Here is an 18,899-nt window from a genome sequence, read left to right as displayed (position 1 = left end):
TCGCTTCCATCCAGCTCGCATCAATCAGGATTTGGTTGCGGCATAATGAGTCGGTGACCTAGTTTTCGGTCCCCAGCTTCGCAGCGCGGGCGCGGTCGCGCGGCGTCATCAGCGCTTCGTTGACGTGCCAGAAGCCGGTGACCGCCTGCTGCCCCGCGTGGGTATAGGCGCGGCTCATCGCGTCGCGCAGCGGCTGGAAGATCGCAGCTTCGACCGCGCGACCGGCGGCGGTCAAGCGTAGCTCCTTCTGCCGGCGGTCGCGGTTGCCCGGGCGCGTCGCGAGGAAATCGCGCGCCTCAAGCTCCTTCACGACACGGCCGAGCGATTGTTTGGTGATCCCGAGCAGGCCGAGCAGGTCGGAGATCGTGAGCCCCGGCGCGCGCGCAATGAAGTAGAGCGCGCGGTAATGCGCCCGGCCCAGCCCGTTTTCGGCCAGCCGCGCGTCGGTCGCGCGCCATAGCGCGCCATGACCGAAAAACAGATATTCGATCCCGCGACGCACTTCCTCTTCGCGCAAGAAAAGGGCAGAAGCAGCGGGAACTTGTGAAAGAAAATTTTCATCCGGCATGGCGACTACCGTTGCGCGCGCGGCGCCTCTTTGGCAAGAGGCGCGCATATTTCGCCCCCGAGTCACGTCCCAGATCACAAGGTTCTGCCATGCTTGCTCCCGCTTTTGCCCGCCTGCCGCACCCCAATCCGACGGCGGACGACGTACGCGCGGCGGCGATTGCCGATCCGGTTTTCGGGCGTGTCTTCACCGATCATATGGTCTCGATCCGCTATTCGGACGCGAAGGGCTGGCACGATGCGCAGGTGATGCCGCGCGGGCCGCTGCTGCTCGATCCGGCGACGGCGGTGCTGCATTATGCGCAGGAAATCTTCGAAGGGCTGAAGGCATACCGGCTCGATGACGGCTCGATGGCGCTGTTCCGCGTCGAGGCAAATGCCGCACGCTTCAACGCCAGCGCGCGGCGGATGGCGATGGCCGAAATGCCCGAGGACCTGTTCATCGGCGCGGTGAAGGCGGCGGTCGAGGCCGACGCGGACTGGTTTCCGCCGGTCGATGGCGGCGCGCTGTACCTCCGCCCGTTCATGTATGCGAGCGAGGTGTTCCTGGGCGTCAAGCCAGCGTCGGAATATCATTTCCTCGTCATCGTCTCGCCGGTCGGCAATTATTTCAAGTCGGGCGCCCCCGCGGTGTCGCTGTGGGTGTCGGAGGATTATACGCGCGCTGCGCCGGGCGGCACCGGCGCCGCCAAATGCGGCGGCAACTATGCCGCGAGCCTGATCGCACAGCGGGAAGCGATCGCCAAGGGGCACGACCAGGTCGTCTTCCTCGACGCCGCCGAACATCGCTGGATCGAGGAACTGGGGGGCATGAACATGTTCTTCGTGTTCGACGACGGCAGCATCGTCACCCCGCCCCTGACCGGCACGATCCTGCCCGGCATCACCCGCGATGCGATCATCACGCTGGCGAAGGACGCCGGCCTGGCGGTGCGCGAGGAGCCCTATTCGATCGACCAGTGGCAGGCCGATGCGACAAGCGGTCGGCTGACCGAAAGCTTCGCCTGCGGCACCGCCGCGGTGGTGACCCCGGTCGGCAAGGTGACGCGTGGGCAAGCGAGCTTCACCATCGGCGCAGGCGGTCCCGGGCAGGTCACGACGACGCTGAAGGACAAGCTGGTCGGCATCCAGCGCGGCCTCGCGCCCGACCCTCATGGCTGGGTCACGCGGCTCTAAGGGCTGCCTTGCAATCGGCGACCGCGCGTTCTAGAGCGCGCGTCGCACCGGCGCGTTGGGGCGTAGCCAAGCGGTACGGCAGCGGTTTTTGGTACCGCCATGCGCAGGTTCGAATCCTGCCGCCCCAGCCAGCCGGTGTTTTTACGAGCGCCCGTTAGCCCCCAGGGCGTTTCACCTGACGACGTCAAAACGCGGACGCCGGGCGCGACCCGGGCCTGCCCGGCGCAAGGCCGGCCGGGAAACGCATCGCGCATCCCGGTTCGGCCTTTGACGGCGCGACCTGTCGTTGTCGTGCGCTGCGATCGATTTTGGGCATCCGCCCATTGACCGGTGCGCGCGGGGCGTTCAGCTTCGCTTGCTGCGGCAACTCGATCAAGGTTTGGCGATGGCGAATTCGATGCTCCGACGATTTTCCCTGTCCATCGGAACGCCGGGCATGGCGCTGTCGCTGCTCGCGCTTGCCGCCTGCAACGACGGTGCGCCGGGCGAAAAGACCGCGGTGGTGGCCGGTGCCTCGCGGCAATGCCCCGGAATCGCCGATACGCCCGTGAAGCTGGCGGGCGGCACCTTCGATATGGGCGAGGATGATGTCTATGACGAGGAAGGGCCGGTGCGGAGGACGACGGTCCGCGGCTTCTGGATCGACCCGCACGAGGTGACGAACCGCCAGTTTGCGGCGTTTGTGAAAGCGACCGGCTATGTCACGGTCGCCGAGAAGCCCGTCGATCCCAAACAGTTCAAGGTCCCCGCCGACCGGATTCCGCCCGACATGCTGAAGCCGGGATCGGCGGTCTTCACGCCCCCCGACTTTCCGTCGAACCGCTACACCGACTGGTGGAAATATGTCCCCGGCGCGAACTGGAAAAAGCCCTACGGGCCGCAGGGCCCCGATCAGGCGCCGAACGAGCCGGTCGTCCATCTCGCGTGGGATGACATGATCGCCTATGCGAAATGGGCGGGGGGGCGCATTCCGACCGAAGCCGAATGGGAATATGCCGCGAGCGCGGGTGAGCGGTCGAAGAATGTCCAGCCCGAGGAGGCGAACAGCTGGCAGGGCGCCTTCCCCAACTACAATGCCGAAAGCGACGGCTTCAAGGGGATTGCGCCCGTCGGCTGCTACAAGCCGAACGCCAACGGCCTGTACGACATGGTCGGCAATGTCTGGGAAGTGACGGCCGATTTCTTCCGTCCGGGTCACGACCCGAAGGACAGCGACGACCCGAAAGGGCCGGACGAGGGCAGCGCCTATGACCCGCTCAATCCGGGGATGCCATCGCGCACGGTAAAGGGCGGCAGCTATCTGTGCGCCCCGAATTATTGCCAGCGCTATCGTCCCGCCTCGCGGCAGGGGCGCGATCCCGGGATGGGTACCAGCAATGTCGGCTTCCGCCTGGTCTATGACAAGGCGCCGGCCAGCTGATGCCGGGCAGGCCGGTCCGCGCGGCGCTCACGATGCTGGCGACAGGAAGGGCGATCCGAAATATCGCGCCTTTATCCCCCGTCCGCCGCGCTTGGCGGCCGCGACGGGGGAACAGGTTGTTTGTGCACGATGAGAACAATAGGTGAACATAGTTGCTTTGTCAACAGGGCGGGACGGCCCGCGAACAGGTTGACGGCGACGGCACTTTGCTGCCTAGCGGCGGCGAACGCAGAAGAAGGGAATGGGGAATGACGCCGCAAATCAGTTTTGACCTTACAGGGCGCGTCGCGCTCGTCACCGGCGCCTCGTCGGGCCTCGGCGCCGGCTTTGCCAAGGTGCTCGCGGCGGCGGGGGCCAAGGTGGTTCTCGCGGCGCGCCGCGCCGACCGGCTCGCCGAACAGGTGGCTGAGATCGAGGCGGTCGGCGGGCAGGCGATCGCCGTCAGCCTCGACGTGACCGACGAAGCGTCGACGAAAGCGGCTTACGATGCCGCCGAAGCCGCGTTCGGTACGGTCGACACGATCATCGCCAACGCGGGCGTCGCAACCGAAAAAATGGCGTTCGGGCTGAGCGTCGAGGATGTTGACGGGCTGTTGGCGGCGAACGTCCGCGGCGTCTTCCTGACAGTCACCGAGGGCGCGAAGCGGCTCGACGCTGCGGGTAGCCGCGACAAGCAGAACGGACGCATCGTCATCATCGGATCGATCACCGCGGACAAGGTGTTCCCCGCGACCTCGGTCTATGGCGCGACCAAGGCGGCGGTGCGGCATCTGGGCAAGGCGCTGGCGCGCGAATGGGCGCGGCGCGGGATCAGCGTCAATGTGATCCAGCCCGGCTATTTCGAATCCGAAATGACCGCCGTGCTTTTCGAAAGCGAGGTCGGGGCGCAGATGGTCAAGAGCTTCCCGCGTCAGCGGACGCGGCCGCCGAGCGACCTGCACGCGCCGCTGCTCATGCTCTGCTCGGACGCGGCGCTCGGGATCACCGGCACCGTGATCACCGTCGACGACGGACAGACGCTTTGAGCGGCGAACTGCTGATCGAGGCGCGCGGGGCGATCGAGATCGCGACGCTCAACCGCCCAGAGCGCCTCAACGCGCTGAACGGGGGCCTGGTCGACGAACTCAACGCCTATTTTGGCGGGCTCGCCGGCCGCGGCGAGGTGCGCGTCGTGATTCTCCGTGGGGCGGGACGCGGCTTCTGCGCGGGCCTCGATATCCAGGAGGACCGGTCGGGCGACGAGACGCCGGTGCTGCGCACGCTCCGCACCCAGACGAGCATCGGCAACATCTACCGCAAGATGCGCGCCTGTCCGCAACCGATCATCGCGCTCGGCCATGGCGCCGCGGCGGGCGGCGGCCTGTCGCTGCTGCTGGCGTCGGACGTGCGCTATGCGACGCCGGATTTCCGCTGCAACGCCGCCTATATCCGCATCGGGCTTGGCGGCTGCGACATGGCGTCGAGCTATTTCCTGCCGCGTCTCGTCGGGGCGAGCCTCGCCTCGGAGATGATCCTGACCGGGCGCTTCATCGACGCCGAACGGGCGCTGCGCGCGGGGCTGGTCAGCGAGATTGTCGAACCGGACGTGCTGCTGGATCGCGGGCTGGCGCTCGCCGACGAGATGCTGGCGACAAGTCCCCATGGATTGCGGCTGTCGAAGCAGGCGCTGAACCTCAATATCGACGCGCAAAGCCTTGATGCCGCGATGGCGATCGAGGACCGGCAACAGGTGATCCTTGCGGCGACCGAAGACCATCGCGAGGCGCTGGCCGCCTTCCTCGAAAAGCGCGCGCCTGAATATCGCGAACGCTAGATCGGCCCATTGACTCCCCGATATATTGACATATCAAGTGCCAATATAAAGGCGGGGAGAGAAGCAATGGCGGTGCCTGTCCGGGCCAGAGGGGTGCCGGGTCGCAAAGGCAGGTCCGGATACGCTGCCAGTGTCGTTTCAGCTGCCCTGCTCGCGGCGGCGCCGATGGTAGTCCATGCCACTCCGGCGCCGCCGCGCCATCCCAATATCGTGATTCTGCTCGCCGACGACTGGGGGTTCAGCGATGTCGGTTCGTTCGGCGCCGAAATCGCGACGCCGAACATCGACGCGCTCGCGATGGCCGGGATGCGCTTCTCGAACTTTCACGTCGCCGGATCCTGCTCGCCGACGCGTGCGATGCTGCAGACCGGGGTGATGAATCACCGCAACGGGCTCGGCAACATGCCCGAGACGATTCCCGACGCGCATCGCGGCAAGCCCGGTTACGACACAGTGATGAACTTCCGCGTCGTGACGGTCGCGCAGCTGCTGAAGGCGGCGGGATATCGTACCTACCTGACCGGAAAATGGCATCTCGGCAGCGATGCGAGGCGGCTGCCGCATGCACGCGGCTATGACCGCGCCTACAGCCTCGCCGATGCGGGCGCCGACAATTTCGAACAGCGCCCGATCGAGGGCATGTATGCGACGGCGGCGTGGACGGAGAATGGCAAGCCCGCGACCTTGCCCAGGGATTATTATTCGTCGCATTTCGTCGTCCAGAAGATGATCGATTACATCGAGGCCGACCGCGCGAGCGGCAAACCCTTCCTCGCTTCGGTCAATTTCCTCGCCAACCATATTCCGGTCCAGGCGCCCGACAGCGATATCGCGCGCTATGCCGCGATGTACAAGGATGGCTGGACCGCACTGCGCGAGGCGCGGGCAAAGCGCGCGGCGGCGCTCGGCATCATGCCGCCGGGCGCGCCGATGGTGACGATGGCGACCACGCCCGACTGGGCGAAACTCGACGCAGAAGAACGCGCGGCGGCGATCCGCGTGATGCAGGCCTATGGCGGTATGGCGACCGCGATGGACCGCGAGATCGGTCGGCTGGTCGCGCATCTCAAGGCCACCGGCGATTATGAGAATACGATTTTCGTCTTCCTGTCCGACAATGGCCCCGAACCGACCGATCCGTTCAACCGGACGATCAACCGGCTGTTCCTCAACAGCAAATATGACACTTCGACCGCGAATATCGGCCGACGTGGCAGTTTCAGCGCGATCGGGCCCGGCTGGGCGAGCGCGACGGCCTCGCCGCTGTCGGGTTACAAGTTCACCGCATCCGAGGGCGGGCTGCGCGTCCCGCTGATCATCGCCTGGCCGGGGCATCCGCAAATCCGCGCCGGAACGATCAACGACGGCTTCGCGCATGTCACCGACATATTGCCGACCCTGCTCGACCTCGCGGGAGTGACGGGGCAACAGGGCAGGTGGGAGGGCCGGCCGGTCGAGAGCATCGTCGGGCGCAGTCTGGCGCCGATGCTGGCGGGCGCGGAGGGCAGCGTCCATGGCGACACGCCGCTCGGCTATGAACTGTCGGGCAATGCCGCGCTGTTCCGTGGCGATTACAAGCTGGTGCGCAACCTTGCGCCGACCGGCGACGGGACATGGCGCCTCTTCAATCTCAAGGCCGACCCCGGCGAGACGAACGACCTGTCGGCGGCGATGCCCGATCGCTTCGCCGCGATGCGCGCCGACTATGCCAACTATGCCAAGGCGAACGGCGTGCTGGAGATGCCCGCGGGCTATACCGCCGACGAGCAGATCAATCGCTATGCGTTCGAACGGCAGGGCAAGCCCCGCCTGATCCGTTTCGCGACATGGGCGGGCGGGATCGGGATTGCGATCGGCGGACTGCTGTGGTGGCGCCGCCGGCGGCGGCGCGTTTAGGCGAGGCTTGCGACCAGCGCTTCGACCGTCCGTTCGACCACTGCGCTCGCATCCTCGACCGACAGCGCCTGGTCCTGCCGGATCGCGCGCCAGCTCTGGAACGACAGCGCCGAGCACAGAGCCTCGACGAAATAACGGTCGCCACGCACCGCGGCGGGCAGCAGGCGCAGAACAAATTCGCGCTCCAGCGCCACCACCTGCCCATATTGCGCCATCAGATAGGGCGACTGGTACCTTTTGACGTTCGCGGCGAGGCGGAAGGGCAGCATCATCTCGAACACCCGCGCGCGCCGACGCGTCAGATCGCGCAGCTTGATGCGCCAGTCATGGCCGCGATAGGCTTCGCTGATGACCGGCCAGATGCGCTCGCCGACGATCTTCGAAATCTCGCGATAGAGCGCGTCCATATCGTCGAAGTGACGGAACACGGTGCGCAGGCCGACGCCCGCCTCTTCGGCGACGCGCGCCGCGCTGGGGGTCAGGTCGCCGTTTTCGATAAGCGCCATCATCGCGGCGACGATGCGCTTGTGGTTCGACCGGCCGCGCTCGCGCCGGCCGTCGATGCGCGGTTCGGCCTTGCCGACGATCTGTTCGATTTTGGCCCTGTCGCCCATGTCTCCTCCGCTGGACCAGCTCGAACAGCGGGTCAAGAGTCGTGTTCAGGGTCCCGACCCTAACCATCTTGCGCGTCCATCAATATAATGACACATATAGTGCCATAATATTCTGACCAAGACCAGCGGGTGGGAGATGGACGGACAGGGGCTGCTCTTCGCGGCGATTTGGGGCGGCGCTTTGCTGCTTTGGCTTGCCTTTCTGGCCTTCTATGATGGCCTGCGCCGCCCGTTGCGGCGCGACGAGATCGACGCCTTCCTGGCGACGCTGGGCCCGCGCATGGGCGAGACCGGCAACGACAGTGCGCGATTGCGTGCCTTCCTCGAGGCGGACGACGGGCGCGAGTTCGTGATGCTCAACCTCGTGCGCACGCGCCCCGGCCCGGTCACCGATCCCGCCAGCGGCGAGACGCGCGAGGGGAGCGAGTGGCTGCGGCGCTATTCGGACCCCTTCGTGCGCGGCCTCATCGCGCGCGGCGGGCACCCGCTGTTCGTCGGGCGCAAGGTCGGCGGCTATATCGACGCGTGGAACACCGCCGAAGACCCCGGCTGGTCCTTGGTCGGCACGATGCGTTACCGCAGCCGCCGCGATCTTGTCCGCATGGCGAGCGATCCCGCGTTTCGCGAAGTGCACCCGAATAAATCGCTGGGGATCGAGAGCACATTCTCCTTCCCGACCCAGCGGCAGGTCGCCTTTTACGCCAGCCCGCGCGTGACGATGTTTCTGTTGCTGATGCTTGCAGCCGCGCTGACGCACATCGCGGTTCTGACGTTCGGTTGGGGAGGGACGGCATGAAGAAAAGATGGCTGGCGCTCGGGCTGGTCGCGCTGGTTGGCGCGGGCGGCTATTGGACATTTCAGGAGAATAAATACCGTCTCCCCGGCCTTTTGCAGGACTGGCGCGATCCGGTGCAGGACAATCGTCCGGTTCTCTGGCAGCAGGGACCGAAGGCCGCGCCCGCGGGCACGCGGCCGCCGAACATCGTCCTGATCGTCGTCGACGACATGGGCTGGAACGACATCAGCCTGAACGGCGGCGGGGTCGCCGGCGGGATCGTCAAGACCCCCAACATCGACGCGATCGCGCGGCAGGGCATGAACTTCACCACCGCCTATGCCGCGAACGCGACCTGCTCGCCGTCGCGCGCGGCGATGATGACGGGGCGCTATGCGACGCGCTTCGGCTTCGAATATACCGCCGTGCCCGTGCAATTTTCGGAGAACCTCGCCCATGGCGACGGCGTCGGGCCGTTGAAGGCGGTGTTCCACAAGGAGCTGATTACCCCCGACATCCCCGATTATCCGGACATGGGCGTGCCCGCGAGCGAAGTCACGATCGCCGAGGCGGTGAAGGCGGCGGGCTATCACACGATCCATATCGGCAAATGGCATCTCGGCGAGGCGCCCGGGCTGCAGCCGCAGGCGCAGGGCTTCGACGAGAGCCTTGCCATCCTTGCGGGTGGCGCGATGTTCCTGCCCGAGGACGATCCGGATACGGTGAATGCGAAACTGCCGTGGGATCCGATCGACCGTTTCATCTGGGCGAACCTCCGCCACGCGGTGACCTTCAACGGCAGCAAGCGCTTTCAACCGAAGGGGCATATGACCGACTATTTCGCCGACGAAGCGATTGCCGCGATCGAGGCGAACAGGAACCGGCCCTTTTTCATGTATCTCGCCTTCAACGCGCCGCACACGCCGCTGCAGGCGACGAAGGAGGATTATGCGAAGCTGCCGCAGATCAAGGACCATAAGACGCGCGTCTATGGCGCGATGATCGCGCAGCTCGACCGGCGGATCGGCGACGTGATGGCCAAGCTGAAGGCAGCGGGGATCGACGACAACACCCTCGTCATCTTCACCAGCGACAATGGCGGCGCCTGGTACACCGGCATCCCGAACCTCAACGCACCCTATCGCGGGTGGAAGGCGACCTTCTTCGAGGGCGGCATCCGCACCCCCTTCTTCATGCGCTGGCCGGCGACGATCGCACCGGGATCGACGCGCGCCGACATGACGGGGCACATCGACATCTTCTCGACCATCGCCGCTGCGGCGGGCGCGAAGGTGCCGACCGACCGCGTCGTCGACAGCGAGAATATCCTTGGCGGTCCGGCGAAGCGGCAGGCGCTGTTCTGGCGCTCGGGTGATTATCGCGCGGTGCGCATGGGCGACTGGAAGCTGCAGGTGACGAAGCGGCCCGAAAAGGTACGGCTGTACAATCTCGCCAACGACCCGACCGAGCAGGTCGACCTGTCGGCAAGCGATCCGGTGCATGTCGCGCAGCTTCGCGCGATGCTGGAGGCGCAGAACAAGGGGATGGCGAAACCGATCTGGCCGGGGCTGATCGAGGGGCCGGTGCGCATCGACGTGCCGCTCAACGCGCCGTGGAAGGACGGGCAGGACTATATCTACTGGACCAACTGATCGCGGATGAAGGCCGCCACCAACGGCGCGTCTGCCGATGGCGGACTGTCCCCCGCCCGGTCGATCAGCAGCGCGTCGTCCTTTGCCAGGTGGATCGTATCGGCGCCGACGGTGACCGGGGCGGTGCCGGTCGCCAACAGCAGCAGCCTGTCCGCGGCCTTTGGCCCCGACCATCGTTCGAGGATTGCGGAAGCCCTCCCGCGCCGCGTCATGATGTTCAGCGCAGAGCACGGGCCGCCAAGCGGCCTGGCGCGAACGGCCTCCTCGCCGCCGAACAGCAGCGCGGGCGATCCAGGGTGAAGCCGTTGCTCTCCCCGGTCACCCACGTCGATCAGCAAATCGCCGCGAAGCAGGAGGAAGGCGCGATCGACGCCAGGAAAGGCCGAGAAGGGTCCCGCTTTCTCTATCGTCGCGATGCTCGCGCGCCACAGGAAGTCCGCGTCGCCCGCGCCGTCCGGAAAGACCATGATATCGCGCGTGACCCCGCCGCCATTCTTCCACGGCCGCGCGACGCGGTCCTTCGCACGCAGGAGTCTGCCGCCCGCCATCAGAGGATGCCGGGCAGGTCCAGTCCCTTCTCGCGCGCGCAGTCGAGGGCGATGTCGTAACCCGCGTCGGCGTGGCGCATCACGCCGCTGGCGGGGTCGTTCCACAGCACGCGTTCGAGCCGCTTCGCCGCCTCGGGGGTGCCGTCGGCGACGATCACCATGCCGCTGTGCTGCGAATAGCCCATGCCGACCCCGCCGCCGTGGTGGAGCGAGACCCAGGTCGCGCCCGACGCGGTGTTGAGCAGGGCGTTGAGCAAGGGCCAGTCGCTGACCGCGTCGCTGCCATCGCGCATCGCCTCGGTCTCGCGGTTGGGGCTCGCGACCGATCCCGAGTCCAGATGGTCGCGGCCGATCACCACCGGCGCGCTCAACTCGCCCGACGCGACCATCTCGTTGAACGCGAGGCCGAGGCGGTGGCGATCGCCGAGCCCGACCCAGCAGATGCGCGCGGGCAGGCCCTGGAACTTGATCTTCTCGCGCGCCATGTCGAGCCAGTTGTGGAGATGCTGGTTGTCGGGCAGCAGTTCCTTCACCCTGGCGTCGGTCTTGTAGATGTCCTCGGGATCGCCCGACAGCGCCGCCCAGCGGAACGGGCCGATGCCGCGGCAGAAGAGCGGTCGGACATAGGCGGGGACGAAGCCCGGGAAGTCGAAGGCGTTTTCGACGCCCTCGTCCTTTGCCATCTGGCGGATGTTGTTACCATAGTCGGTGGTCGGGACGCCGGCGGCTTGCAGGTCGAGCATTGCGCGCACATGCACCGCCATCGATGCCTTGGCGGCTTTCGACACGGCAGCGGGATCGCTTTCGCGCTTCGCAAACCACTCGTCGAGGCTCCAGCCCGCGGGGAGGTAGCCGTTGACCGGATCGTGCGCCGAGGTCTGGTCGGTGAGCAGGTCGGGGCGAATGCCGCGGCGGACCATCTCGGGCAGCACCTCGGCGGCGTTGCCAAGCAGGCCGACCGACACCGGCTTGCCCTCGGCGTGAGATGCCTCGATCATCGCGATGGCTTCATCGATGCTGTAGGCCTGCTTGTCGAGATAGCCGGTGCGCAGGCGCATTTCGATGCGGCTCGGCTGGCATTCGATCGCGAGGCAGCTCGCGCCCGCCATCACCGCCGCGAGCGGCTGCGCGCCGCCCATCCCGCCGAGCCCCGCGGTAAGCAGCCAGCGGCCCTTGAGGTCGCCGCCATAATGCTGGCGGCCCATCTCGGCGAAGGTTTCGTAAGTGCCCTGCACGATGCCCTGGCTGCCGATGTAGATCCAGCTCCCGGCCGTCATCTGGCCGTACATCATCAGGCCTTTTTTATCGAGCTCGTGGAAATGCTCCCAATTCGCCCACTCGGGGACGAGGTTCGAATTGGCGAGCAGGACGCGCGGCGCATTCTCGTGGGTGCGGAAGACGCCGACCGGCTTGCCCGACTGGATCAGCAAGGTCTCGTCGCCTTCGAGCCGTTTCAGCGTCTCGACGATCTTGTCATAGCTTTCCCAATCGCGCGCAGCGCGGCCGATCCCGCCATAGACGACGAGTTCGTGCGGCGCCTCGGCGACATCGGGATGCAGATTGTTCATCAGCATCCGCATCGGGGCTTCGGTGAGCCAGCTTCTGGCAGTAATTTCGGGGCCGGTCGCGGGGCGGATCACGCGGCTGTTGTCGAGACGGGTCATTATCGTCCTTTCGCAAAATCGAGGGTTGCGGCGATCACCTGCTCCAGCACGGGGCGGATCGCGGGATCGGGGGCCAGCGGGGAGGGCCAGTTGGCGTGGGTGATCGCTTCGGGCTCGGCCATGTAGCCGCGCTGTGCGAGCTCCATCTGGATCGCGTGGATGCCGTCTTCGGGGCGGCCGTAATGGCGCGTCGTCCAGCCGCCCCGGAAGCGGCCGTTGACGACATGGCTGTGCCCGCTCGCGGCGCAGATGTTGGCGACGATGGTTTCGAGATCGGGGGCCGAGGTCGCGCCGCCGTTGGTGCCGATGTTGAATTGCGGCAGCTCGCCGTCGAACAGGCGCGGGACATGGCTGCGGATCGAATGGGCGTCGTAGAGGACGACACGGCCGTGCGCGGATTTCAGGCGGTCGAGTTCGGCGGTCAGCGTCTCGTGATAGGGGCGATGGTAGAGATTGAGCCGCTGCATGATCTCCGCTTCATCGGGCTGGTCGAAGCGATAGAGCGGATCGCCGTCGAAGGTCGTCGTCGGGCAGAGTTCGGTCGTCGCCTGGCCCGGATAGAGCGACGCGCCCGAGGGATCGCGGTTCATGTCGATCACGCTGCGCGAGATATCGGTCGCGACCAGCGTTGCGCCCATGTCGGCAGCGAAGGCGTAGAGATCGGCGATCCACCAGTCGGTGTCGATCCGCGCGTGCCAGGGCGACACGAACTGCTCGTCGAGCCCCGCGAGCCCGGTGCCGCCGTGCGGGAAGGCGATGACGAGCGGCGCGTCGCCGCGCTGGACGCGCAGCCAGTCCATCAGCCGACGCCCGGCAGGTCGGCGGGCACTGCCGCGACGAGGCTGCCGCTGCGGATCAGCGCAGTCGCGGCCTCCATGTCGGGATGGAAATGCCGGTCGTCTTCGAGCGCCGGGACCGCAGCGCGGAGATGCTCGCGCGCGGCCTCGAGTGCATCGCTCGATGTAAGCGGTGCATGGAAATCGATGCCCTGGCAAGCCGCGAGCAGTTCGATGCCGATCACCGCGCTGGCATTGTCGGCCATGTCGAGCAGGCGGCGCGCGCCGTGCGCGGCCATCGAGACATGATCTTCCTGATTGGCGCTGGTCGGGATCGAATCGACGCTGGCGGGATAGGCGCGCTGCTTGTTCTCGCTGACCAGTGCGGCGGCTGTCACCTGCGGGATCATGAAGCCCGAGTTGAGCCCGGGGCGCGGGGTCAGGAAGGCGGGAAGCCCCGACAGCGCCGGATCGACGAGCATCGCGACGCGGCGTTCGGATATCGAGCCGATTTCGCACAGCGCCAGCGCAATCATGTCGGCGGCGAAGGCGACGGGCTCGGCATGGAAATTGCCGCCAGACAAGGCCTCGTCGGTCTCGGCGAAGATCAGCGGATTGTCCGAGACGCCGTTGGCTTCGATGCCGAGCGTCGTTCCCGCCTGCCGCAACAGGTCGAGCGCGGCGCCCATCACCTGCGGCTGGCAGCGGAGGCAGTAAGGATCCTGCACGCGCGGATCGCCCTCCGCGTGTGAGGCGCGGATCGCCGATCCCGCCATCAGCGTGCGCAGCGCGCCACCGACCTCGCGCTGGCCCGCATGACCGCGCAGCGCGTGGATGCGCGGATCGAACGGCGCGTCGGAGCCCTTGGCGGCCTCGGTCGAGAGCGCGCCGGCGACGAGCGCCGAGCGGAAGACGGTCTCGGCGCGGAACAGGCCGGCGAGGGCGTTGGCGGTCGAAAATTGCGTGCCGTTGAGCAGCGCGAGGCCTTCCTTCGGGCCGAGGTCGAGCGGCGCGAGCCCCGCCGCTGCGAGCGCGTCGGCGGCTGACAATGCCTTGCCGCCGACCTCGATTTGGCCGACGCCGATCATTGCGGCGGCCATATGCGACAGCGGCGCCAGATCGCCGCTTGCCCCGACCGAGCCCTGCGACGGCACGACCGGGGTCAGTCCCTGCGCCAGCATCGCCTCGAGCATCGCGACCGTCGTGCGCTGCACGCCCGAGGCGCCCATACCGAAGCTCGCGAGCTTCAGCGCCATCATCAGTCGCACGACCTTCGCGGGCGACGGCGCGCCGGTGCCCGCGGCGTGGCTGAGCACGATATTGCGCTGGAGCGTCGCCAGATCGTCTTCGGCGATCCGCACGCTGGCGAGCTTTCCGAAACCGGTGTTGATGCCATAGACCGGGGCGCCTTTGGCGACGATCCGGGCGACCGCGGCGGCGCTCGCGTCGATGGCGTCCCACGCACCGGTATCGAGAGCAACGGTCGCGCCCTCGTAGATTGCGCGCCAGTCGGCCAGCGTCGTTGCGCCGGGGCGGATGATAATCTTGCTCATTGTCCCATCCAGATTCGAGTGTGCAGCGGGTTGAAGCCGATCCGGCCGACGAGGTCGGCGGGCCGTTCGATGTCCCAGATCGCGAGGTCGCAATGCTTGCCGACCTCGAGCGTCCCGACCATTTCCTGCATCCCCAGCGCCTGCGCCGCGTGGCGCGTCACGCCGAGCAGGCATTCCTCGACGGTGAGCCCGAACTGCACCGCCGCCATGTTCATCGTCAGCAGGATCGAGGTCAGCGGCGAGGTGCCGGGGTTGCAGTCGGTGGCGAGCGCGATCGGTACCCCCGCGGTGCGCAGCGCGGCGACCGGTGGCAGTCTGGTTTCGCGGAGGAAATAAAAGGCGCCGGGAAGCAGCATCGCGACCGTCCCGGCCTCGGCCATCGCCGCAATCCCCGCATCATCGAGATGTTCGAGATGATCGGCCGACAGCGCGCCATGGCGCGCCGCGAGCGCGGCGCCATGCTGGTTCGAAAGCTGTTCGGCGTGGAGCTTGACGGGCAGGCCATGCTTCTTCGCCGCCGCGAACACACGTTCGGTCTGCGCCGGGGTGAAGCCGATAGTCTCGCAAAAGGCATCGACCGCGTCGGCAAGCCCTGCCGCGGCGATCGCGGGCATCATTGTCTGACAGACGAGGTCGATATAGCCGTCGGCATCGTCCGCATATTCGTGCGGCAGCGCGTGGGCGCCGAGGAAGGTCGTGCGCACCGTCACGGGCCTTACCTCGCCGAGAATGCGGGCGGCGCGGAGCATCTTGGCCTCGTCTTCCGCCGAGAGGCCGTACCCCGACTTGATTTCGATGGTGGTCACCCCCTCGGCGATCAGCGCGTCGAGGCGGGGGAGGGCGCTCGCGACCAGATCGGCCTCGCTCGCCGCGCGCGTCGCGTGGACGGTCGACACAATGCCGCCCCCGGCGCGCGCGATCTCTTCATAGGAGGCGCCCCGCTGGCGCATCTCGAACTCGCCGATGCGGTCGCCCGCGAAGACCAGATGCGTGTGCGGATCGATCAGGCCGGGGGTGATCCAGCGCCCCTCGCAATCGATCGTCTCACGCGCCGCCGGCGCATCGACCATCGACCCGGCATAGGTGATCGTTCCCGCCGCCATGCCGACTGCGCCATGCTCGATGACGCCGAGGCCGGGCACGCCGCTCTGCATCGTAGCAAGGCGGGCGTTGGTCCAGAGCCTTTCGCACTTCATGCCAGCCTCTCCTGCTTGCTGACGGCGACTCAATTATGTATATACATTAATGGAAGACGCGGTACGATGTCCAGATGGGATGTGCGATGGCGCTTTGGTGCGAACAGGCATGGCTGGCGGAAGGTTGGCGGAACAATGTCCGCCTCGGCCTTGATAACGGGCGGATTTCCTCGATCGAGATCGGGGTGGACGCAGCGCCGGGCGACGAGCGCCATGCGATCCTGCTTCCGGCGCTCCCCGATCTGCACAGCCACGCCTTTCAGCGCGGAATGGCGGGCCTCGCCGAGTGCGCGGGGACCGGCGACGACAGTTTCTGGACGTGGCGCGAGGTGATGTACCGCTTCGTCGACCGGCTCGATCCCGAGGGGATGCACGCGATCGCCGCGCTCGCCTATGCCGAGATGCTGGAGAGCGGCTTCGCGCGCGTCGGCGAATTTCACTATCTGCATCACGACCCTGAGGGCCGTCCCTATGGCAGTGTCGCGACGATGGCGCAGGCAATCGCGGCGGCGGCGGGAGAGACCGGGATCGCGCTGACGCTGCTTCCCGTCTTCTATGCGCATTCGGGCTTCGGCGGCGCCGCGCCCACGCACGGCCAGCGGCGCTTCGTCAACGATCTCGACGGGTTCGCGGCGTTGCTGGACGGATGCCGCGACGCGGTGTCGGGGCTGGACGACGCGGTCGTCGGCGTTGCCCCGCACAGCCTGCGCGCCGCGACCGCCGGCGAACTCGCCGAGGTGACGGCGATGGCGGCGGGCGCGCCGATCCACATCCATATCGCCGAGCAACTGCCCGAGGTCGAAGCCTGCCTCGCGTGGAGCGGCGCGCGGCCGGTCGAATGGCTCTACGACCATGCCGATGTCGGCGCCGACTGGTGCCTTGTCCACGCGACCCACATCAGCGAAGGCGAGCGGCGCGCAATTGTCGGCAGCGGCGCGGTCGTCGGCCTTTGCCCGATCACCGAAGCGAACCTCGGCGACGGGCTGTTCCCTGCGCGCGAATTTCTGGCCGAGGGCGGGCGGTTCGGGGTCGGATCGGATTCGAACGTCGAGATCGACGCGGCGGCCGAACTGCGGCTGCTCGAATATGGCCAGCGCCTCTCGCATCGCGGACGCAATTTGCTCGCGAGTGGGGCAGGGCAGTCGACCGGGGCCAGCCTCTATCGCGGCGCGCTGACGGGGGGCGGGCAGGCGCTCGGGCGACCGTCGGCGGGACTTGGCGTCGGCGAGGCAGCGGATATCGTCAGCCTGAAGGCGGACGATCCCACATTCGCCGGGCGCAGCGGCGACGCGATCCTCGACAGCTGGATTTTCGGCGGCGCTGCGCGGCTTGTCGATTGCGTCTGGCGCGGCGGCGTCAAGCGCGTTGCGGGCGGGCGCCATGTCGCGCGCGAGGCGATCGATGCGCGCTATCGCGCCGCGGTCGGGGCGCTGCTCGCATGACCGAAAGCGGCGCCATCCACGCGCGTATCCGCCGCGATATCGAGGCGCGGATCATGTCGGGCGAATGGGCGCCGGGGACGCGCATCCCCTATGAGCATCAACTCATGGCGACCTATGGCTGTTCGCGGATGACGGTGAACCGCGCGCTGCGGATGCTGATGGAGGCGGGGCTGATCGAGAGCCGGCGGCGCGCGGGCACCTTTGTCTCGCACCCGCGTGTCCAGCGCGCCGCGCTCGAAATTCCCGACATTCGCGACGAGGTGGCGGGGCAGGGTGAAAGCTATCGTCTCGACCTCGACCGGCGCGAAATCCGCGTCGCGAGCGAAGAGGACAAGCGCCTGCTCCAGATCGACGGCGGTTCGGTTCTCGCGCTCGAGTGTCGCCACCACGCCGGCGGCCGCGCCTACGCGCTCGAACGGCGCCTGATCAATCTGGCCGCGGTGCCCGAGGCTGCCGAGGTCGATTTCGCGGTCGAACCGCCGGGGTCGTGGCTGCTCTCGCACGTTCCCTGGACCGAGGCCGAGCACCGGATCACCGCGTTCAACGCGGGCGGCAAGGAGCTTGTCGCGCTCGGGATTTCGGCGGGGGCGGCGTGCATGGCGCTCGAACGCTGGACATGGCGCGGCGAGGAACGCATCACCTATGCGCGGCAGGTCTATCCCGGCGACCGCTATGCGCTCGTCGCGCGCTTCCGCCCCTGACAAAGGACAAGACGATGGATTTCTCGCGGCTCGAAACCAGCAGCAAGATCGGCGACGGCTGGATCTATCCCGCGGCGCAGGCGGCGAACAGCGGCTGGCTGGAGGTCGACGCAGAGGCGGGGCACCGCCTCTATTGGGAGGAGTATGGCGCCGCCGACGGCGAGCCGGTGATGTTCCTCCACGGCGGGCCGGGCGGCGCCTGCGCCCCGGACATGGCCCGATTCTTCGACCTGTCGCGCTACCGCGTGATCCTGTTCGACCAGCGCGGCTGCGGCAAGAGCGAGCCCAATGTCGCTGCCGCGGGTCCGGCGGCGGCGCTGCGCAACAACACCACCGCCGACCTGATCGGCGATATCGAGAAGCTGCGCGATGCGCTTCGCATTGCGGGCAAGATGCACGTTTTCGGCGGCAGCTGGGGCTCGACGCTCGCCATGGCCTATGCGATCGAATATCCGCAGCATTGCGCGAGCCTGATCCTGCGCGGCATCTTCCTCGGCGCGTCGGAGGATCTTCGCTATCTCTATCAGGGCAACGCCGCGACCTGGCATCAGGCGCCGCACGCGTTGACCGCGCCCGGCGCCTATATCAGCTATCCCGACGAGTGGGGCGAGCTGTTGTCGGTGCTGACCGTCGAAGAGCGCGCCGACGTGATGGCTTCGTACAAGGCGATCTTCGACATGGTCCCGACGACCGAGGCGGAGCGCGCGAAGCAGTTGCACGCGGCGCTGACCTGGTCGCTGTGGGAGGGGGTGATTTCGAACATGATCCCCGAGGATGCGGCGGCGGGCAAGTTCGGCGACGCCGATTTCGCGCTCTGCTTCGCGCAGATCGAGGCGCATTATTTCGCGAACGACCTGTTCCTTGCGCCCGGTCATCTGCTCGGTGGCGCCGCGACCCTTGCGTCGATCCCGGTGCATATCGTCCATGGCCGTTTCGACCAGGTCTGCCCGCTGACGCAGGCCTCGCGCCTCGTCGATGCGCTGCGCGGTGCAGGGGCGGAACCCGCAACCTACGTCATCACCAACGCCGGGCACAGCGCGATGGAGCGGGAGAATGCCCTCGCGCTGACGGCGATCATGGACGGACTGCCGCCTATCGCTGGATGA

The 18,899-nt window shown here is 67.2% G+C and carries 17 protein-coding genes and 1 tRNA gene; 11 read left to right on the top strand and 7 right to left on the bottom strand.

Features of this window, described 5'->3' with window-relative positions:
• Positions 1–58 precede the first annotated feature (58 nt).
• Complete coding sequence (locus tag J1N50_RS14130; RefSeq protein WP_215354664.1) at positions 59–568, bottom strand: MarR family winged helix-turn-helix transcriptional regulator; 510 nt, start codon at positions 566–568, stop codon at positions 59–61.
• A gap of 89 nt (positions 569–657) precedes the next feature.
• On the opposite strand from J1N50_RS14130, the gene J1N50_RS14125 reads away from it, so the two are divergent.
• From J1N50_RS14125 to J1N50_RS14100, 6 genes are all read left to right on the top strand, one after another.
• On the top strand, positions 658–1,743 hold the full coding sequence (locus J1N50_RS14125) for a branched-chain amino acid aminotransferase (protein ID WP_215354661.1): 1,086 nt from the start codon (positions 658–660) through the stop codon (positions 1,741–1,743).
• Positions 1,744–1,799: 56 nt separating this feature from the next.
• A tRNA-Gln gene (locus J1N50_RS14120) sits at positions 1,800–1,874 on the top strand.
• Between the two features lie 305 nt (positions 1,875–2,179).
• Positions 2,180–3,163, top strand: a complete 984-nt coding sequence (locus J1N50_RS14115) for a formylglycine-generating enzyme family protein (protein WP_215354658.1) — start codon at positions 2,180–2,182, stop codon at positions 3,161–3,163.
• A gap of 248 nt (positions 3,164–3,411) precedes the next feature.
• Positions 3,412–4,188 carry an SDR family NAD(P)-dependent oxidoreductase gene (locus J1N50_RS14110; protein ID WP_215354656.1) on the top strand — a complete coding sequence of 259 codons (777 nt, stop codon included), beginning with the start codon at positions 3,412–3,414 and terminating at the stop codon, positions 4,186–4,188.
• Positions 4,185–4,976 (top strand): enoyl-CoA hydratase/isomerase family protein, encoded by a 792-nt coding sequence (locus tag J1N50_RS14105; protein ID WP_215354653.1) that lies wholly within the window; start codon positions 4,185–4,187, stop codon positions 4,974–4,976. The genes J1N50_RS14110 and J1N50_RS14105 overlap by 4 nt, the downstream gene beginning before the upstream one ends.
• A gap of 165 nt (positions 4,977–5,141) precedes the next feature.
• Positions 5,142–6,872 carry an arylsulfatase gene (locus tag J1N50_RS14100; RefSeq protein ID WP_246553528.1) on the top strand — a complete coding sequence of 577 codons (1,731 nt, stop codon included), beginning with the start codon at positions 5,142–5,144 and terminating at the stop codon, positions 6,870–6,872.
• Here J1N50_RS14100 and J1N50_RS14095 read toward each other — a convergent pair.
• Positions 6,869–7,486 carry a TetR/AcrR family transcriptional regulator gene (locus J1N50_RS14095; RefSeq protein ID WP_246553526.1) on the bottom strand — a complete coding sequence of 206 codons (618 nt, stop codon included), beginning with the start codon at positions 7,484–7,486 and terminating at the stop codon, positions 6,869–6,871. The genes J1N50_RS14100 and J1N50_RS14095 overlap by 4 nt on opposite strands.
• A 136-nt stretch (positions 7,487–7,622) precedes the next feature.
• Here J1N50_RS14095 and J1N50_RS14090 point away from each other — a divergent pair, with 136 nt between their 5' ends.
• Together J1N50_RS14090 and J1N50_RS14085 are read left to right on the top strand one after the other, a co-directional pair.
• Positions 7,623–8,282: a hypothetical protein gene (locus J1N50_RS14090; protein WP_215354647.1), complete on the top strand. Its 660-nt coding sequence runs from the start codon at positions 7,623–7,625 to the stop codon at positions 8,280–8,282.
• Positions 8,279–9,913 carry a sulfatase-like hydrolase/transferase gene (locus J1N50_RS14085; protein WP_215354645.1) on the top strand — a complete coding sequence of 545 codons (1,635 nt, stop codon included), beginning with the start codon at positions 8,279–8,281 and terminating at the stop codon, positions 9,911–9,913. The genes J1N50_RS14090 and J1N50_RS14085 overlap by 4 nt, the downstream gene beginning before the upstream one ends.
• Here J1N50_RS14085 and J1N50_RS14080 read toward each other — a convergent pair.
• Genes J1N50_RS14080 through hutI form a run of 5 tightly spaced genes read right to left on the bottom strand, consistent with a single transcriptional unit; the run spans position 9,898 to position 15,650 of the window.
• Complete coding sequence (locus J1N50_RS14080) at positions 9,898–10,461, bottom strand: HutD/Ves family protein (RefSeq protein WP_215354641.1); 564 nt, start codon at positions 10,459–10,461, stop codon at positions 9,898–9,900. The genes J1N50_RS14085 and J1N50_RS14080 overlap by 16 nt on opposite strands.
• Positions 10,461–12,125: a urocanate hydratase gene (gene hutU, locus J1N50_RS14075; protein WP_215354638.1), complete on the bottom strand. Its 1,665-nt coding sequence runs from the start codon at positions 12,123–12,125 to the stop codon at positions 10,461–10,463. The genes J1N50_RS14080 and hutU overlap by 1 nt, the downstream gene beginning before the upstream one ends.
• Complete coding sequence (hutG, locus tag J1N50_RS14070) at positions 12,125–12,925, bottom strand: N-formylglutamate deformylase (protein WP_215354635.1); 801 nt, start codon at positions 12,923–12,925, stop codon at positions 12,125–12,127. Before hutG ends, hutU begins: the two co-directional genes overlap by 1 nt.
• Positions 12,925–14,454, bottom strand: coding sequence for a histidine ammonia-lyase (gene hutH / locus J1N50_RS14065; protein ID WP_215354633.1), 1,530 nt, complete (start codon positions 14,452–14,454; stop codon positions 12,925–12,927). The genes hutG and hutH overlap by 1 nt, the downstream gene beginning before the upstream one ends.
• Positions 14,451–15,650, bottom strand: coding sequence for an imidazolonepropionase (hutI, locus tag J1N50_RS14060; protein ID WP_215354630.1), 1,200 nt, complete (start codon positions 15,648–15,650; stop codon positions 14,451–14,453). Before hutI ends, hutH begins: the two co-directional genes overlap by 4 nt.
• Before the next feature lie 86 nt (positions 15,651–15,736).
• On the opposite strand from hutI, the gene J1N50_RS14055 reads away from it, so the two are divergent.
• Genes J1N50_RS14055 through pip form a run of 3 tightly spaced genes read left to right on the top strand, consistent with a single transcriptional unit; the run spans position 15,737 to position 18,899 of the window.
• The gene (locus tag J1N50_RS14055) at positions 15,737–17,092 is read left to right on the top strand and encodes a formimidoylglutamate deiminase (protein ID WP_215354628.1); all 1,356 of its coding nucleotides are present in this window, start codon (positions 15,737–15,739) and stop codon (positions 17,090–17,092) included.
• Complete coding sequence (gene hutC / locus J1N50_RS14050) at positions 17,089–17,793, top strand: histidine utilization transcriptional repressor HutC (RefSeq protein WP_215354625.1); 705 nt, start codon at positions 17,089–17,091, stop codon at positions 17,791–17,793. Before J1N50_RS14055 ends, hutC begins: the two co-directional genes overlap by 4 nt.
• A 14-nt stretch (positions 17,794–17,807) precedes the next feature.
• A complete protein-coding gene (pip, locus tag J1N50_RS14045; protein ID WP_215354622.1) occupies positions 17,808–18,899 on the top strand; it encodes a prolyl aminopeptidase in 1,092 nt (363 codons plus the stop codon).

Source organism: Sphingopyxis soli, assembly GCF_018682675.1.
GTDB classification, from domain to species: domain Bacteria; phylum Pseudomonadota; class Alphaproteobacteria; order Sphingomonadales; family Sphingomonadaceae; genus Sphingopyxis; species Sphingopyxis soli.
This window is presented reverse-complemented; position numbering and strand designations above follow the sequence as displayed.

Coding starts and splice junctions, on each gene's coding strand:
- J1N50_RS14130 (WP_215354664.1), bottom strand. CDS start 568: ATGCCGGATGAAAATTTTCTTTCACAAGTTCCCGCTGCTTCTGCCCTT.
- J1N50_RS14125 (WP_215354661.1), top strand. CDS start 658: ATGCTTGCTCCCGCTTTTGCCCGCCTGCCGCACCCCAATCCGACGGCG.
- J1N50_RS14115 (WP_215354658.1), top strand. CDS start 2,180: ATGGCGCTGTCGCTGCTCGCGCTTGCCGCCTGCAACGACGGTGCGCCG.
- J1N50_RS14110 (WP_215354656.1), top strand. CDS start 3,412: ATGACGCCGCAAATCAGTTTTGACCTTACAGGGCGCGTCGCGCTCGTC.
- J1N50_RS14100 (WP_246553528.1), top strand. CDS start 5,142: ATGGTAGTCCATGCCACTCCGGCGCCGCCGCGCCATCCCAATATCGTG.
- J1N50_RS14095 (WP_246553526.1), bottom strand. CDS start 7,486: ATGGGCGACAGGGCCAAAATCGAACAGATCGTCGGCAAGGCCGAACCG.
- J1N50_RS14090 (WP_215354647.1), top strand. CDS start 7,623: ATGGACGGACAGGGGCTGCTCTTCGCGGCGATTTGGGGCGGCGCTTTG.
- J1N50_RS14085 (WP_215354645.1), top strand. CDS start 8,279: ATGAAGAAAAGATGGCTGGCGCTCGGGCTGGTCGCGCTGGTTGGCGCG.
- J1N50_RS14080 (WP_215354641.1), bottom strand. CDS start 10,461: ATGGCGGGCGGCAGACTCCTGCGTGCGAAGGACCGCGTCGCGCGGCCG.
- hutU (WP_215354638.1), bottom strand. CDS start 12,125: ATGACCCGTCTCGACAACAGCCGCGTGATCCGCCCCGCGACCGGCCCC.
- hutG (WP_215354635.1), bottom strand. CDS start 12,925: ATGGACTGGCTGCGCGTCCAGCGCGGCGACGCGCCGCTCGTCATCGCC.
- hutH (WP_215354633.1), bottom strand. CDS start 14,454: ATGAGCAAGATTATCATCCGCCCCGGCGCAACGACGCTGGCCGACTGG.
- hutI (WP_215354630.1), bottom strand. CDS start 15,650: ATGAAGTGCGAAAGGCTCTGGACCAACGCCCGCCTTGCTACGATGCAG.
- J1N50_RS14055 (WP_215354628.1), top strand. CDS start 15,737: ATGGCGCTTTGGTGCGAACAGGCATGGCTGGCGGAAGGTTGGCGGAAC.
- hutC (WP_215354625.1), top strand. CDS start 17,089: ATGACCGAAAGCGGCGCCATCCACGCGCGTATCCGCCGCGATATCGAG.
- pip (WP_215354622.1), top strand. CDS start 17,808: ATGGATTTCTCGCGGCTCGAAACCAGCAGCAAGATCGGCGACGGCTGG.